The sequence below is a fragment of the Paenibacillus tundrae genome, assembly GCF_036884255.1.
Lineage (GTDB): Bacteria > Bacillota > Bacilli > Paenibacillales > Paenibacillaceae > Paenibacillus.
The window spans coordinates 4893453-4909707 of sequence record NZ_CP145605.1 but is presented as its reverse complement, the minus strand read 5'-3'; the positions used below and the strand labels follow the sequence as shown (position 1 = coordinate 4909707).

The 16255-nt window shown below is 44.4% G+C and carries 17 protein-coding genes; 16 read left to right on the top strand and 1 reads right to left on the bottom strand.

Annotated elements, in window-relative coordinates; all coding sequences use genetic code 11:
• Positions 1 to 13 precede the first annotated feature (13 nt).
• Both mmsA and mmsB read left to right on the top strand, forming a co-directional pair.
• Positions 14 to 1573, top strand: coding sequence for a multiple monosaccharide ABC transporter ATP-binding protein (gene mmsA, locus V6W81_RS22085; RefSeq protein WP_338540410.1), 1560 nt, complete (start codon positions 14 to 16; stop codon positions 1571 to 1573).
• Positions 1548 to 2711 carry a multiple monosaccharide ABC transporter permease gene (gene mmsB / locus V6W81_RS22080; RefSeq protein WP_338540409.1) on the top strand — a complete coding sequence of 388 codons (1164 nt, stop codon included), beginning with the start codon at positions 1548 to 1550 and terminating at the stop codon, positions 2709 to 2711. The genes mmsA and mmsB overlap by 26 nt, the downstream gene beginning before the upstream one ends.
• Before the next feature lie 116 nt (positions 2712 to 2827).
• On the opposite strand, the gene mgtE is transcribed toward mmsB, so the two are convergent.
• On the bottom strand, positions 2828 to 4198 hold the full coding sequence (gene mgtE / locus V6W81_RS22075) for a magnesium transporter (protein WP_310138641.1): 1371 nt from the start codon (positions 4196 to 4198) through the stop codon (positions 2828 to 2830).
• Positions 4199 to 4433: 235 nt separating this feature from the next.
• On the opposite strand from mgtE, the gene V6W81_RS22070 reads away from it, so the two are divergent.
• From V6W81_RS22070 to V6W81_RS22005, 14 genes are all read left to right on the top strand, one after another.
• Complete coding sequence (locus tag V6W81_RS22070) at positions 4434 to 5132, top strand: DNA alkylation repair protein (protein WP_145046843.1); 699 nt, start codon at positions 4434 to 4436, stop codon at positions 5130 to 5132.
• 61 nt (positions 5133 to 5193) lie between these two features.
• Complete coding sequence (locus V6W81_RS22065; RefSeq protein WP_338540408.1) at positions 5194 to 5733, top strand: methylated-DNA--[protein]-cysteine S-methyltransferase; 540 nt, start codon at positions 5194 to 5196, stop codon at positions 5731 to 5733.
• Between the two features lie 376 nt (positions 5734 to 6109).
• Positions 6110 to 7333 (top strand): amidohydrolase, encoded by a 1224-nt coding sequence (locus tag V6W81_RS22060; RefSeq protein ID WP_338540407.1) that lies wholly within the window; start codon positions 6110 to 6112, stop codon positions 7331 to 7333.
• Positions 7334 to 7579: 246 nt separating this feature from the next.
• Positions 7580 to 8074 (top strand): hypothetical protein, encoded by a 495-nt coding sequence (locus V6W81_RS22055; protein ID WP_338540406.1) that lies wholly within the window; start codon positions 7580 to 7582, stop codon positions 8072 to 8074.
• A gap of 5 nt (positions 8075 to 8079) precedes the next feature.
• On the top strand, positions 8080 to 8508 hold the full coding sequence (locus V6W81_RS22050) for a GNAT family N-acetyltransferase (RefSeq protein WP_338540405.1): 429 nt from the start codon (positions 8080 to 8082) through the stop codon (positions 8506 to 8508).
• A 220-nt stretch (positions 8509 to 8728) separates the two neighbouring features.
• Complete coding sequence (locus V6W81_RS22045; RefSeq protein WP_056701425.1) at positions 8729 to 9004, top strand: CD3324 family protein; 276 nt, start codon at positions 8729 to 8731, stop codon at positions 9002 to 9004.
• A 164-nt stretch (positions 9005 to 9168) separates the two neighbouring features.
• Positions 9169 to 9717, top strand: coding sequence for a GNAT family N-acetyltransferase (locus tag V6W81_RS22040; RefSeq protein ID WP_338540404.1), 549 nt, complete (start codon positions 9169 to 9171; stop codon positions 9715 to 9717).
• A gap of 82 nt (positions 9718 to 9799) precedes the next feature.
• Positions 9800 to 10222, top strand: a complete 423-nt coding sequence (locus V6W81_RS22035; protein ID WP_338540403.1) for a DUF1801 domain-containing protein — start codon at positions 9800 to 9802, stop codon at positions 10220 to 10222.
• Positions 10223 to 10297: 75 nt separating this feature from the next.
• A complete protein-coding gene (locus tag V6W81_RS22030) occupies positions 10298 to 10588 on the top strand; it encodes a hypothetical protein (RefSeq protein ID WP_338540402.1) in 291 nt (96 codons plus the stop codon).
• Between the two features lie 106 nt (positions 10589 to 10694).
• The gene (locus V6W81_RS22025; RefSeq protein WP_338540401.1) at positions 10695 to 11192 is read left to right on the top strand and encodes a hypothetical protein; all 498 of its coding nucleotides are present in this window, start codon (positions 10695 to 10697) and stop codon (positions 11190 to 11192) included.
• A gap of 372 nt (positions 11193 to 11564) precedes the next feature.
• Entirely contained in the window at positions 11565 to 11918 is a 354-nt protein-coding gene (locus V6W81_RS22020) for a hypothetical protein (RefSeq protein WP_239288541.1), read from the top strand.
• 215 nt (positions 11919 to 12133) lie between these two features.
• Positions 12134 to 13165: an endo-1,4-beta-xylanase gene (locus V6W81_RS22015; protein ID WP_338540400.1), complete on the top strand. Its 1032-nt coding sequence runs from the start codon at positions 12134 to 12136 to the stop codon at positions 13163 to 13165.
• 196 nt (positions 13166 to 13361) lie between these two features.
• On the top strand, positions 13362 to 14474 hold the full coding sequence (locus V6W81_RS22010; protein WP_338540399.1) for a helix-turn-helix domain-containing protein: 1113 nt from the start codon (positions 13362 to 13364) through the stop codon (positions 14472 to 14474).
• A 4-nt stretch (positions 14475 to 14478) separates the two neighbouring features.
• Entirely contained in the window at positions 14479 to 16251 is a 1773-nt protein-coding gene (locus tag V6W81_RS22005) for a sensor histidine kinase (RefSeq protein ID WP_338540398.1), read from the top strand.
• Positions 16252 to 16255: the final 4 nt, after the last annotated feature.

Genomic DNA, 16255 nt, shown 5'->3' with positions numbered 1-16255 from the left:
AGGAGCACATCCCATGGCCGGAATTATTCTGGAAATGAAGAATATTACCAAAACATTCCCTGGCGTCAAAGCGCTGGAAAATGTCAATCTGCAAATCCGTGAGGGCGAGATTCATTCGATATGCGGTGAAAATGGTGCAGGCAAATCGACACTCATGAAGGTGCTTAGCGGAGTATACCCATACGGCACGTATGAAGGTGATATTTTATTTCAAGGCAAACCGTGTGAGTTCAGAGACATCAAGCAGAGTGAAGATCTGGGGATTGTCATTATTCATCAGGAGTTAGCTCTGATCCCCTACCTTTCCATAGCAGAGAATATATATTTGGGCAACGAGCGTGCAAGTAAAGGAATTATTAATTGGAAGGAAACGTTTGTTGGTACGCGTGAACTGTTAAGCAAAGTAGGTTTAAGTGAAGATCCGAATACGCTGGTATCTAGCATCGGGGTGGGTAAACAACAACTCGTTGAGATTGCGAAAGCACTCTCCAAAAAGGTTCGCTTGCTTATTCTGGATGAGCCTACCGCTGCACTGAATGAGGACGATAGCGAGAATCTGCTGCAATTAATGTTGGAATTCAAGAAGCAGGGCATCGCCTGCATTCTGATCTCTCACAAGCTGAATGAGGTCTCCAAAGTGTCGGATGCCGTAACCATATTACGAGACGGCAAGACCATTGAGACGCTGGATATGAGAAAAGATCAGGTTACAGAAGACCGGATCATTAGTGGAATGGTGGGACGTGATCTCACGAGCCGTTATCCTGAGCGTCATGCGACCATTGGCGACATCGTTCTGGAAGTGAAGGACTGGACAGTATACCACGAGCAACATGCTGAACGAAAAGTACTGGATCAGATCAACATGAATATTAGACGTGGTGAGATTGTAGGTATTGCGGGGCTTATGGGCGCTGGACGTACTGAACTTGCCATGAGTATATTCGGCAAATCGTATGGACGCAATATATCAGGACAACTCATGAAGGATGGCAAGCCCATCCAAAACAATAGCGTTACCGAGGCCATTCAAAATGGGTTTGCTTATGTCACCGAGGATCGCAAAGAATACGGGCTTATTCTGATGGATGATATCAAGCGCAATATTTCATTGACAGGCCTCAACAAACTGACGAAAAATGCCGTTGTGAATGAGCAGGAAGAAGTGCTCGTAGCGGAAGAGATGAAGAAGAGTATGAACATCAAAGCACCTAATATTTTGCAGAAGACCGGTAACCTTAGTGGGGGCAATCAACAGAAGGTGGTGCTGAGTAAGTGGATTTTTGCCGGACCCGATATTCTCATTCTGGATGAACCCACCCGCGGCATCGACGTTGGAGCCAAGTTTGAAATCTATACCATCATTCATCGTCTTGCCGCTGAGGGTAAAGGGGTGCTGGTTATTTCATCCGAACTGCCGGAGGTTCTTGGCCTCTGTGACCGGATCTATGTGATGAATGCTGGCAGAATTACCGGAGAAGTTAGCCGTGAACAAGCATCGCAGGAAACGTTGATGAGATATATGACCAAGTCTGGAGGCGGGAAGCATGGAATCAATAACGAAACTATTTAAAAGTAACATCCGTCAGTATGGTATGATCATTGCCTTAGTCGTTATTATGCTTTTGTTTGAGGTACTGACCAACGGGCTATTACTTAAGCCCATCAATATAACAAATCTGATTTTGCAGAATAGCTACATTCTAGTACTGGCCATTGGGATGGTGCTGGTCATCATTACCGGTCACATTGATCTATCGGTGGGTTCCATTGCAGCCTTTGTTGGTGCAGTTGCAGCCATTATGATGGTTGACTGGCAGCTTCCGGCATGGCTTGCGGTGATCGCGTCTTTGCTGGTTGGAGCCTTGATTGGTGCATGGCAGGGCTTCTGGATCGCATATGTGCGAATTCCCGCCTTTATTGTAACACTCGCCGGTATGTTGTTGTTCCGCGGGTTGACGATGATTGTGCTAGAGGGTCAATCCATTTCACCTTTTCCAGGAGGGTTCCAGAAAATAAGCTCAGGCTTTTTGCCGGATATTCAATTCTCTGGACTTGGATTGGTGTCCATTATTGTGGGGATTCTGCTTACCTTGTGGTACGTCTTCAATGAACTGCGTGAACGTCGTTCACAGCGCAAATACGGCTTTCAAGTTGTATCTCAGGGACTCTTCCTGCTTAAGTTGATTGTGGTAGCAGTGGTAACGAATTTGTTCACCTTTGTGCTTGCGAGTTATGCAGGTATTCCGAATATATTGGTGCTGCTGTTCGTCCTAATCGTTGTCTACTCGTTCGTCATGAACCGTACCGTGATGGGCCGTCACGTATATGCTCTTGGAGGTAATGAGAAGGCAGCGGGTCTGTCTGGCGTCAAAACGAAAAAGGTAACCTTCTGGGTATTTGTGAACATGGGTACACTTGCGGCAGTATCTGGACTAATCTTCGCTGCACGTCTGAATGCAGCTACACCAAGGGCAGGTACCAACTTTGAACTAGATGCGATTGCTGCCTGCTTCATCGGTGGAGCCTCAGCTTCTGGAGGGATCGGGACGGTCTTCGGCGCTATTATTGGGGGTCTGGTTATGGGTGTGCTCAATAACGGGATGTCCTTGATTGGTCTCGGTATTGATTGGCAACAGGGGATCAAGGGTCTGGTGTTGCTGCTCGCCGTTGCATTCGATATCTATAACAAAAATAAAAGAGCTGTCTAAGTGTAGAAGGCTTATGGCTGATGTCTGCATAAGCAATAAACAGACCTAGATCACGGGATCAGGGTCTGTTTATTGCTTTACTCGTTTATGTTTTTTCAGTTGTATTCCGGCTGTATTTACATCAGTGCACCTAGGAAACGAGTAGCAATGCCGAAATAGATAAAGAGCGACAGAATATCATTTAACGTTGTAATTAGTGGCCCTGAGGCAACAGCGGGGTCTACCTTGAAGCGGCTGAGTAGAAGTGGGATACACGTTCCGGTCAGTGTACCAATCACGAGTGTGAAGAATAGAGATACTCCGATAATCGCACCAAGCAGCCAGTCTCCTTGCCAGAAATAAGCGATGACGGTAATCAGGATTCCGCAGACTAACCCGATCATCGTACCCACCTTAATCTCCCGACCAATTAGTGCCAGCACGGTTGACTTGTCCAGCTTACGTCCGATCAGTCCACGTACAACGACAGCCAGAGATTGTGTACCTGTATTCCCCGTCATCCCGGCGATCATGGGCATGAAGAAGGCGAGCGCGACGACTTGGTTCAACGTATCTTCAAAAAAGTCTACAATACTTCCGGATATTAATCCGATCAGTAATAGCAAGATCAACCAGGGAAGTCTGCGTTTGACCGCAACCAGTGGCTTCGTATCAAAATCAATATCTTTACCCCCGCCCCCCATCTTAGCTAAATCCTCACTCGCTTCATGCATAATAATATCGATGACATCATCCATCTGAATGATCCCGCACAGCCTATGATTCTCATCTACAACCGGGAGTGCCATGAACTCGTAACGCTGCAGCAGCTGCGCAGCTTCTTCCTGATCCATATCTACTGTAGCGTAGATCACACGCCTGGTCATGAGCTCTTCAACTTTGGTCTTATCGTCTGCCAAAGCAAGGGAGCGATAACTTACAACACCCACGAGTTTACCCTCATTATCGGTTACATAGAGGTAGCTGGAGGCGGAGATATGCATCGTACCTTGCGATTGTCTTAGTGCTTCCTTGGCTGTCTCATGAGCGAGCAGGGTACGATAGCGATCTGTCATGATCCGTCCAGCTGTCTCTGGCGGATAATTAAGCACAGACCGGATGATGGCGGAGTGATCGAGATTCATATCAGACAGCAATTCTTCCCTACGTTTAGCAGGGATATCATGCATGAACCGGATTAGATCGCTTTTATCCATCTGTTGCATGACTTCAAGTGTTCGTTCTGGCCCGAGCCGCTCAAACAGTTGGATCTGTTCATGCAGCTTCAAGTTCTCCGCCAGATCGGCTAGCGCATCGGGTTTGAACAGGAGTAGAAACCGATTTCTCTCTTCTTCGGGGAACTTCTTATATATAAGTGAAAGATCATAGGGATGCAGTTCCTTCACCAATTTATAGAATTCAGGTAAATTTTGGGACTGCACATGTTGGACAAGTTGTTCGGTGATCTCCTCCACGGAGAAATCTTTCTTGGTATGAGATCCGTTCATATCGACACTCCTTTCTAAATGGTCAACTTCATATTTTTAAACGAAATGGGTTGCCAGTTAAACAAGGCTTAAAGAAAAAGGGGAACGTATCGTATGGAACAGGTGAAGAGAAGCTTGAACACTTCGGGATGTATTAGGATATGGAAATCTCGCTCAACCATACAATATGGGCTTACAAACATGCGCTGCAGGGATATACTTGATGTACAGCAACAAACGAGGGGGACATGCACTAGTGGAAGCAGATATCAGAACACAGTTACTCAGCCTGGCTGAGCCAGAGTATCAAAAGTTTACGGCAGCGCTTATACCTAACATTACGAATCTATTGGGGGTTCGAATGCCTGAACTGCGTAAGATGGCAAAACAGATTATTGCAACGGATTGGCGTGCCTATCTGGAGAACGCAGACGATGATTACTTTGAAGAAGTCATGTTGCAGGCGCTGGTTATTGGATATATCCGTACAGATCCAGAAGAATGGCTGCGGCATATTGCTTGGTTTGTCCCCAAAATCAATAACTGGTCTGTATGCGATAGCTTCTGTGGTGGATTAAAATTGACGAAAAAAGAACAAGAACGGGTGTGGCATTTTGTGCAGCCTTATCTGGTATCCGAGCTAGAGTATGACATTCGCTTCGGCGTTGTGATGTACTTAAACTATTATATGGAAGAGCCTTATATCCATCAGGTGTTGGCTTCATTGGACCAGGTTAGACACGAAGGATATTATGTGAAAATGGCTGTGGCATGGGCGATTTCGATTGCTTATATTAAATTGCCCGATATAACGATGCGTTATCTCAAGGACAATACGCTCGATGATTTTACGTACAACAAAGCGCTTCAGAAAATAACCGAATCGACTCGCATTGATCCGCATACAAAACAAATTATTCGTGGGATGAAGCGCAAGCTGAAGCGATCAGTTTGATCCTCATAAGCGTACAATTGGAACATGACATGGAAGGATGATGGATATGAGGCAAAAGATCATGTGGACCCCGTTGGAACTAGATGGTCTGCCCTGGATCGTACTTGCAACAGAGAAGGGTGTAAGCCGTATTATTATGCCTAATGAAACATTGCAGGACTGGGAAGGTTGGATTGCTCGTGTAGCTCCTGGGGTTGAATTAATAGAGGATGAACTGACGATTAACCATACAGGTATTACCGAGTGGCTCACATCGTACTTTGCCGGAGAAAAGGTAGCATTTAAAGCGGACATTCCCCTGGATCTGATTGGAACAGCATTCCAGCAGCAAGTATGGACAGAGCTTGGACGAGTTCCTTACGGTGAGACTCGAACCTATGGCGATGTTGCGTCTGCAATTGGAAGACCATCGGCAGTACGTGCAGTCGGTGCAGCGAATGGAGCTAACCCCATTCCAATTCTATTGCCATGCCATCGCATTATTGGTGCAAACCGCAAATTGACTGGGTTTCGTGGCGGGCTAGACATGAAACGCAGACTGCTCGATATTGAACAGATCGAGGGCGTATCTGACGGTGGGCATGCGAGGTTTAGATTCTAGATCGTGATGCGGATGTGTGCATGATCGGAGTTGCCATGAGATATAACCACTATAACCACTATAACCACTAGAACCACTAGAAAAATAGGATGAGCAGACAGAAATATAGGCATGAATCATGCTTGTATTTCTGTCTATTAAGAGTGACTCCAAACGCTAAACGTATGGTATGCCAACGTTATACATATTTTTGCTACGTTACCCATTATGCTACGATAAATGAATCAATTTCATAATACCTTTAGCTTCTTAAATCAAGGCTAGATATAGATCGAAACGGTTTAATTTGTCTATATCTAGGTACATAAAACTCGGTTTAATGAGTTATGAAATTGATTCAAATACTAAATATAACGGGGTGGGAGTGAAGGGTCATATGTTGAATCAGGGCTATTGGTTAACGAACGTAAATTTGGAGCAGAGTTATGTGATGGATGGACAAGAAGTGACCGGAACACGGACAAGCTTATGTCACCTTCGCATTGAGAACGGAGTTATTGCAGAGATCATAGGTATTGAAACAGCGCTTCAGAGTGCACTACCCAAATACGATTGTCACGGTCTGTTGTTGCTTCCTTCGTTCGAAGAGGCTCATATTCATCTGGACAAAACATATTACGGAGAGCCGTGGCAGGCGGTTAAGCGCATAGGCAGCATCTTCGAACGTATTGAGGAGGAGCGGCAGTTGCTCCCGAAACTATTGCCTGAAGCTAGAGGTCAAGCAGAGCATATTTTACAGCTTATTCAGCGCTTAGGCTCTACGCATGTAAGAAGTCACTGTAACATTGAGCCAGTGAGTGGACTGAAACGATTAGAAGCAACCAAGCAGGCATTGGATGCATTCTCGGGCAAGCTTTCTTCCGAAATTGTGGCTTTTCCACAGCATGGACTTCTTCGCTCCGATTCTGTTGGATGGATGGATCAGGCTATGGCTGAAGGTGCAACGCATGTAGGTGGACTAGATCCAGCTACTGTGGACGGAGATGTCGAGAGATCGTTGCATGCGATGGTCGAACTGGCTGTCCGTTATCAGGCGGGTATTGATATCCATCTGCATGAACGTGATGAAGCTGGGAAGCAAACGTTGCAACAATTAGTTAAGCTAACTGAACAGGCAGGGCTTCATGGAAAAGTCACGGTGAGTCATGCGTTCTGGTTCGCTAATGCGGACGCGCAGGAGGCAGAAGAGATGGCCATTCAGATGGCATCTCTTGGTATGAGTGTGGCATCTACTGTGCCAATTGGCAGAATGATGATGCCTCTGCCGATGCTTCATCGCCATGGGGTGAAGGTCAAGCTGGGAACCGATAGTTTGACAGATCACTGGTCGCCTTTTGGGAATGGAGATCAATTGGAGAAAGCGGGACGTTACGCAGAATTGTACGGATATTCAGATGAGCTTTCCTTGGCTCAATCGCTAGGATTCGTTACGGGCGGCATAACTCCAATCGACGCTCAAGGGAATCAGGTTTGGCCGAAGGTAGGCGATACAGCTAGCTTTATGCTGGTTCACGCGAGTTGTTCCGCGGAGGCGGTTGCTCGAAGAGCCAAACGGCAGACCGTATGGTATGAAGGGCAATGGGTGAGTGGAGCGATATAAACGAAAATACTCAGCGCATTGTATAGAGATGGAGAATGCATCAGCCACGGGAAACCGTGGTTTTTTTGCTGCATAAATCATATGTCCATGGATGTAATTCTGGGTTATGATGGAAGCATATGAAATATTTAGATGAAAGGCAGCTGGAATCTTCGTGAAGAGGAACTGTCTCATCTCGTATGGTTTGGAACGAATCAGCGGGGGTGATATGACCTAACATATGCTGGTTCAGAGGAGAAACAACTTATGAAAAGAACACGATCAATACGTAGGATGATCTATGTCGATCAAGAAGGTCAAGGTAGAAGACGGATAAATCTGACGAGAAAACTCCTCGTTGCGCTCGTAACCTCTCTTATTTTTGCCTTCATTGTGAGCATTCCTTCAGTGAATGATATGGAGGGTTTCAGAGTCTATATGATCGTATTTCTGTTATTTGGTACGCCGCCTATTTTCCTGATTGGTATCCCAAGCTCTATCCTATTAGACAAGTGGTTAGCCCCAATTGCTGATAAGAACAAAGTGTACTTCATAGGAATACATGTGATCGCTTATGCGATGGTTGGTTTCCTAGGTACCTATTTATACCTTTTCGCGCTTAATATCGGTAAAGTGATAGAAGTTAGAGAAGTCTTGTTCATGACCTTATATGGGATCATTGCTGCGGTGTTATTTTTCTTCATTGATATAGGGGTAAAGGTCTTAGTCCAAGCAAGAAATGCAAATAACGAGCAGAGGTGATGTACATGATTCGAGAAGCTGAGGGTAAGGATGCTATTGCAGTTGAAAGACTATATCAAGAATTGTTACCGAATCATTCTGATATTCATGTGTTGCCTGAACGATTGGAAGAGATTCGAATTAACCCGAACAGCTATCTGTTTGTATATGAGGTGGATGGAAGTCTTGTGGGGTCGGCGCATTTACATGTTTGTTTGGATGCACTGAGTGGAACGAGACCCTTCGGTGTAGTTGAACGAGTGATCGTGACGCAGGAACTGCAGGGCAGAGGATATGGTTCGAGATTAATAGAGCACCTGGAAGAAGTCTGCAAGGAGAAACAATGCGTTAAAGTGTTCCTTACGAGCAATGCATTGCGGCAAGACGCGCATCAATTTTATGAAAAGTTAGGTTATGACGGCGAAGCAAGTAAGGCATTTAAGAAGTACCTGTAGAAGCGAATTTCGTATCTAGTAGTGTTCAAGAAAGGGGAGATACCATGAAGTTTGTCATAACAGGTTTATCGATCTGCTCTATGCAAAGTCAGTACGTATGAACAACGGCGGTTGTTTGCATAGAGCCTAAACTATAGATCCGCCTTCATTTTCTACACGAAAAAGAGTTCATCGGTTGACTTTGCTACCTTAAATATCAATTTTTTAAGGAGCGAGCCAGATGAAATATACAAATGCTGATTCACTATTACCAGAAGAGTTATTACAAGAGATCCAACGTTATGTGCATGGCGGAATGATCTATATCCCGAAACGCAAAGATACCTATTCAAAATGGGGAGAACAATCGGGCACTCGGGTTATGCTTAACCTAAGAAATCGCGAAATACGTGAGAAGTTTGCTGAAGGAGCTACAGTAGATCAGCTGATTGATCAATATGCGTTATCTTCGGACAGTATCAAAAAGATTGTATATTCTCGCAAAAACAAATCGTAAATTATGAAAATCCATGTTAGAGCAACGTCTAATGTGGATTTTTTAGTATGTAAAGAATGAGTCCTACTTAATCCTTATCTATTTAAGTCATTTGAATGTCCTTATACTGATACTTAATCGTTAACTGCTTAATATACAACTCATATCGAGAGGATGGAACATTAATGAATATTACTATTGAATTAACCAATGAACAAACGAAATTCATCATTAACAATCTGTATCCCATGTACTTGCACGATCTGTCTGAAATCTGGGGATTCAAACCTAACGTTTATGGAATCTTCGAAGAAGATGAGACGAGCACATTAGCAGAGCAAAATAAGGTTTTTGATATCTGGTGGTCGAAGCCAGGCGTACTATATCCATATTTAGCACGAGTAGAGGGTATCCCAGCAGGATTTGCTTTGGTGGCGACACCACCATACACACCTCATGGCAGCGCCTTTTATATGAATGAATTTTTTATTTTGCGATCATACCGTGGGAAAGGAATTGCTGAACATGTCGCTACTCAGGTGATGAACGAGCACCGAGGCACGTGGGAGGTGCAGACGAATGCAGCGGAAATCAATGTTAGAGCCCAGCAATTTTGGAAAAAGACATTAGCGCGATATACACTCGGAAAGTACCAACAAGACACGCTGGAAGCTGATAAGGATGGAACGAAATTGAAGTTTACACTGAATAACCAAATTGTCGAATTAGGATAATTAAGGTAAATATGTACTTGCTTCGTGTATAATTAATAGGAGTAAATGGCAAGTGGTGGAATGAAGGGAGTGAAAATCACCTATGGTACAACCAAAAACAAAAGAAACCGATGGCAGTGTCATTGAGTTTATTGAAAGTGTAGGGAACCCGAAGAAACGTGAGGATGCATATCAATTATTAGATATTTTCACAGAAACGACGGGATATGAAGCCAAGATGTGGGGACCGAGTATTATCGGATTCGGCAGCTATCATTATCGATATGAATCAGGACATGAAGGTGATGCACCGCTGGTCGGTTTTTCACCCCGCAAAGCCAAGATCAGTTTATATTTCGCCACAGGAGATACGGAGCGAGAGGCACTATTGAGCGATTTAGGTAAGCATACGACTGGGAAAGCTTGTGTCTACATTAACAAAGTTGCAGACATTGACGTGCTTGTACTACAAGCGTTGATTACACAATCGGTACGTTTCTTGCAGGAAAAATATCCGAATCAATAGAGTGATTAGCTAAGGCTGATGACGAGTAGGTCTATGAGTTGTAAGCTAATTCTGTAAAGACTGGAGGATATAGAATTGAAGATTAATTATAGAATTCTTAATATATCAACATGGTTAACGGTCTTATCTGTACTGCTCCTTCCTGGAACAGTATATACGGAAGGAGTATCGCGGACAGAATATGGGTTGCCGTTTCGATTCTTTACACAATATCATCTGGGACATACAACGGGGTACCCTTGGTTTATGGCAGGAGTATCCATCGGGCTGGGTGCGTTCATTATTAATGTGCTGATGATTTATTTCTTCATACACGTTGGTATATACATTAAGAACAGATGGGGTTCATCTCGTGTGGAACAGTGACCGCGAAGCACGCGGTTTTTTCGTTTTTGCGCATAACATGATCACATGAGGAGGGATAACTCAATTTTAAATTCAGGAATTTTAATGTAGAAAGGATGGAGTTATTATGGAGCAAGCGGCTTATATCTCTGAAAATACGTTACAACTTATATCTCTGCATGATTGTTTGATAAAAGAGGTGGTTGTATCCGGTGCGGATCTAATCTTAACGTTTGGACATATTGATGTGCTCGCAGATCATCCTCTGAATTCGACTGGACTAAGCATGTGCACGGGAGAAGCGAGGCTTCGGTTAGAACATGCCGAGGGTATTGAGTCTGTCTTGTATGATACTTCTGAGAGTGCTAAGCAAGACGACCCTGATGCGGAAGAAGACTCTCATCCGAGAGAAGTCGACATGTTAGAGATATTAGAGGATTTTGAAGTGTTACAGCATTCGGAGCAGCGTCACCCAAATGGATATGTACATCGGTTCGAGGGTATTGGATCGGTTAAACACAACACAGATTATGCTTACGTTGTGATTCGTTGTAATCGTGTGACAATGGAATGGAATGAGTTCACAGATAAAGCTTGGTTTGAAGGTTGGGCTGAAGATAAGTAGAAGGTGTGAGAGAACTGCTACGTAAAATACTTATATTCTTATTAGCTTTACTCCCTACGATCATTTCGATACAACTTATGATTTTTTATTTCCCCGCAACGGGGTTAGGAAGGATCTTAACGGTTCCATTTACGTATATGGTGAATGTTCTGATCATTCTGATCGGGATGTTCATTAGCTCAAAGATTGCAGTGAAGAATAATCGTCTTCATTGGTTCAACATTTTCATTTGGATAGCAATCATCCTAATGACGATCGTAATTGTAATCGTTCTTCATCCTCAAGAGTACGGATCTACGCCCTGGCGAGTAATCCTCAACAACCTGTCCTAAATCCTCATGTCTCGCATAGGTATGGTATAGAGGGAGCGTGATGAGGATGGAACAGAAGGTACGGGATTATTTTGAGTTGAAACAGCAGCAAAAGGAAATCGAGCAACGTCTTTCTGTCCTACGGGATGACATCTTGGGGTACTGCGCGGAGCAAGGTGTGTATGAGACAGAACTTGGTGGGTATGTTGTAAAAACGGTGCTACAGCAGCGGAAGGAATATGATGATCAGAAGCTATACGCAATTCTTCCCGATCCTGAAATCTGGCGTTTACTGTCCAAGGTGGACAACAACAAGCTCAAGAGTCTGCTCAAGCTCAATGTGCTCTCCGAGGAGCAGATTAGTTCGGCAGTTACCGTAAAGCCAATCACCTTATTACAGGTGGACAAGTTGTAAGTCACCAGGAAGCGAATCAAATAAATCAAGCGAGTTAAATGAGTTAAGCGCCTTCCGCATCCACTGTCGTCTGTAGCGACGAATGAGGAGAGGCGTATTTTTGTATGAACAGGCGTTTGGTTCAATCTGTGGGGGTAAGAAGTTTAATTTGTTCATAGTAAGCGCATTCATAAACAGATATGATGAAGTTAAAACCTGCGGGGGAGGAATGAAACATGTCGAAAGAGATTCCATCTTTACACTATGCATTCCGAGACAATTTTAAAATTGGTGCCGCTGTTCACACAGGCCTTATACGCACAGAGGGCGATTTCATTGCCCGTCATTATAACAGCATCACTGCAGAGAATCAGATGAAATTTGAAGAGATTCATCCGGAAGAGGAGCGGTATTCGTTTGAGGCAGGCGATGAGATCGTTGATTTCGCCGTTCGTAACGGGATGTCCGTTCGTGGGCATACGTTAGTATGGCATAATCAGACATCAGATTGGGTTTTTCAAGATCCAGCTGGTGGCACGGCGTCTAGAGAATTATTGCTGTCACGCCTGAAGTCACATATCGATACAGTGGTTGGACGTTACAAAGGTCATATCAGCGCCTGGGATGTTGTTAATGAAGCGATTGAAGATAAAACGGATCTGACGATGCGGGACACCAAGTGGCTTCAGATTCTGGGGGAAGATTATCTGCTGGAAGCGTTCCGCTTAGCTCATGCGGCTGACCCTCAAGCACTGTTATTCTATAACGATTATAACGAGACTGATCCGGTCAAGCGGGAGAAAATTTACGAACTGGTCAAAGGTTTATTGGAAAAGGGAGCACCTATTCATGGGATTGGTATGCAGGGTCACTGGAATATTCATGGCCCATCTATTGAGGATATTCGCATGGCAATCGAACGTTATGCTTCACTGAATGTGCAACTTCACATTACAGAACTGGATCTGTCTGTATTCCGTCATGAAGATCGAAGAACCGATCTGATCGAACCAACCGCTGAGATGATGGAGCTACAGGAGCAACGCTATGAAGAGATCTTCCGTCTCTTCCTGGAGTATCAAGCTTCGATTACTTCGGTCACGTTCTGGGGAACATCGGATCACTACACGTGGTTAGACAACTTCCCTGTGCGTGGACGTAAGAACTGGCCTTTCGTATTTGATCAACAGCGACAGCCCAAAGAATCGTTCTCGCGCCTGTTAAACGCGGCAAAAGGAAGTGTACCTACAAGCAAGGGGATTTCTTAAATCGGTGAGTTTCGCATAACGAGGGTTCCAATAGCTGTGTTTGAGGTATTCTGAATAACGGAGAGCCTTACTCATCCAAACCTTGTCTAAGGTCGCGGAGGTAAGGCTTTTCACGATTCCTGTAGAAAAATTTCTATTGTCGCATGGGCCGCATAATGCCATACTGGATACAAAAATGGAAATGGAAGGTGGGTTCATGCACAAAGTCATAGTGGCAGATGATGAGCCGTATACACTGGAAGGCTGGAGAACAATGATTGACTGGCAAGCTTGTGGCTACGAATTATGTGGTACGGCGACGGACGGCGAAGAGGCGCTTTCCTTAATCGGTGCGATTGAACCTGATCTGGTGGTAACCGATATTCAAATGCCTGTACTGGACGGTCTCGGATTAATTCGAACGATGCGTGAGGAATTGAAAAATAATGCCAAGATTGTTATTGCCACAGGGTATTCCGAATTTGGTTATGCCAAGCAGGCGATCCAGTACCAAGTTGACGAGTATGTACTCAAACCGCTGGTCACCGAAGAGATTCATCAGATATTGCTGGAACTCATCCCACCATTAAACCAGCGTAGAGACGAGAAAAAGTACACTGGAACCGTTGATCCCGGGAGTGAAATGGCGACCCACAGATCCATAGGACTAGACACGCCAGAGCATTACGATCATGAAGGGATGCTTTCGTTGTCGAGACAACTGTTGGTGGCCATTGAGGCAGGCGACGTTGGTGAAATCCAAGCTGTAGTCGACAAGATACTATGCTTGATCGTGAGATCGGAAATGTCTCTCAGCCAGGCTCAAAGTGTCATTCGATATATGCACGGTGAGTTGCTACGTAAGTTCAGTGAAAAGAAAGACTGTATGCTGTTGCTTCAGGAGAGAGCATGGCATGAAGCGGAGAGCTGGACATCTGGAAAATTAAAAGGGCTATGCATTCAATTATCAGAACGTCTATCTCAGTCTTTACCCCAGAAGTCCACCATGAGAAGTCCGGTAGCCGAAGCGATCGAATATTTAAATGAGCACTATTGCACGAAAATAAAGCTACAGGATATTGCCCAGCAAATCCATGTGAATTCGGCTTATCTTGGTCAGCAGTTTAAGCAGGAGGTCGGCGTCAGCTTCAGCGAATATATTCATAGGCTTCGGATTGAGGAAGCGCGTAAATTGCTCCGCCGAACCCATATGAAAATTTCGGATATTGCATCCAAGCTTGGCTATCACGATGCAGAGTATTTTACAGATAAATTTAAAGCGCTTACAGGAGAACTCCCATCTGTCTACAAAAACAAAAGTCAAGGGTGATTACGTGCGAAGAAATAGATGGATGTTTCACAAGGTCAATGATATTCCTCTTCGATCGAAGCTACTGCTGATCTATATCTTCAGCATTCTTCTGCCGGTCATGATCATTAATGTATTCTTCTATCAGCGAACCTCTTCAGATATCAAAATACGGGAAGAAGAAAACTTACGCAAATCCATTGAGCGGGCGGCAGGAGAACTACTGGGCATGATTGATGAGAGTGTAGCCTTGAGCCGGATTATTGCAGCCGATGATACGTTATATCAGGCGCTCGATCAGACGTATGACTCGCCCGTTGAGTATTACAATCAATATGATGGATTTCTACGTGATAAGTTGACTCGATATATGTCAGCCAACATTCTGGAGGTTCGTATCTTAACGGATAACGACACCATTCAGACGGGCAGTCATTACGCTGTGATTGGGCAAGGGGAACGAGCTGTTCCGGGGATGGAGCGCTTGCAGGAAACCAAAGGTGGAATTTTAGTTGTGGATTATGACGAAACCACGTTGTTCCATCCAGGTAGGCGTATTAGTGTGATTGGCAAAATGGATACATATACGTCGTATTCAACCTATGCCAAATATTCAAAAATCGATCTGCAGCTCAGTCGAGTGTACAGCATTTTGAATCGTGAAACGAATAGTCTGCAGCTTCGTCTGGTTGACGAGAATAATCGGGTTGTCGTGTCTAGCGATCAGTCCCAGCAGGCTGCAATCCAAAGTTCGTCTTCATCGACAGATGAGGGGAACTCCAGATATCGTTTAGAGCAAACATTAGGCAACCTTGATTATCTAAAGGGATGGAAATTAATTGGGGTCGCAAACACGGCTCATCTGGATCAGTTGCTGGCAGAAGCACGTAACTCGATCTTATGGCTCGCATTGATTAGCACGATTATTCCTTCAGTGCTGATTTATATTATTCTTCGTTCGTATCATTATCGCATTCAGAAGCTGTCTAAGCATATGAAGAGAGTGCGCAATGATCGTTTTGATGTGATTGAAATTCAAGAGGGCCGTGATGAGATTGGTGGATTGATCCGTACATTTAATATGATGGTTGGCAAAATTCATTCCCTCATTAACGATGTCTACAAATTAGAAATTAGACAAAAGGACCTCGAACTTGATCGGGTTAGAACGGAGTTGTCGATGCTTCAAAGTCAGATGAATCCCCATTTTTTGTTCAATACGTTGAATGCACTACTCGTTGTCAGCACGAAAAATGGTTATACGGAAGTTACTGAAATTATAAAAAGCTTATCCTTGCTCATGCGGCAATTACTCAGTAGATCAGACAACCTTGTACCCCTGCAGGAGGAGCTGCAATTCACGTCGCTCTATTTGCAGATTGAAAAATTTCGGTTTGGTGATCTGTTCAATTATACCTTCGAGATCGATCCTGAAGCGGACTCACTTCGTATTCCACGCATGAGCATTCAGCCTCTGGTAGAAAATGCTTGTAAGCATGGATTACAGGCTCGGAAGAATGGTCGGCTAATTCGAGTAACGGCCAGGCTGACGAAGTCTGGTTTGGATATTCGAGTAATCGACAATGGGGTTGGCATGGATGAGGGGAAACTGAATCAACTCATGCGGGACGTACGTTCCGATCGCGTGATGGACGGTCATGTGGGGATACGTAACGTCTACAGACGGCTTGAGCTTTTTTATGAGGGAGCTGCTATATTCAACATTCGTAGTGGACTAGTCGAAGGAACGGAAGCAGGCTTTCTTATTCCATTCTCGATTATGGACACGAAGGGATAGGAGG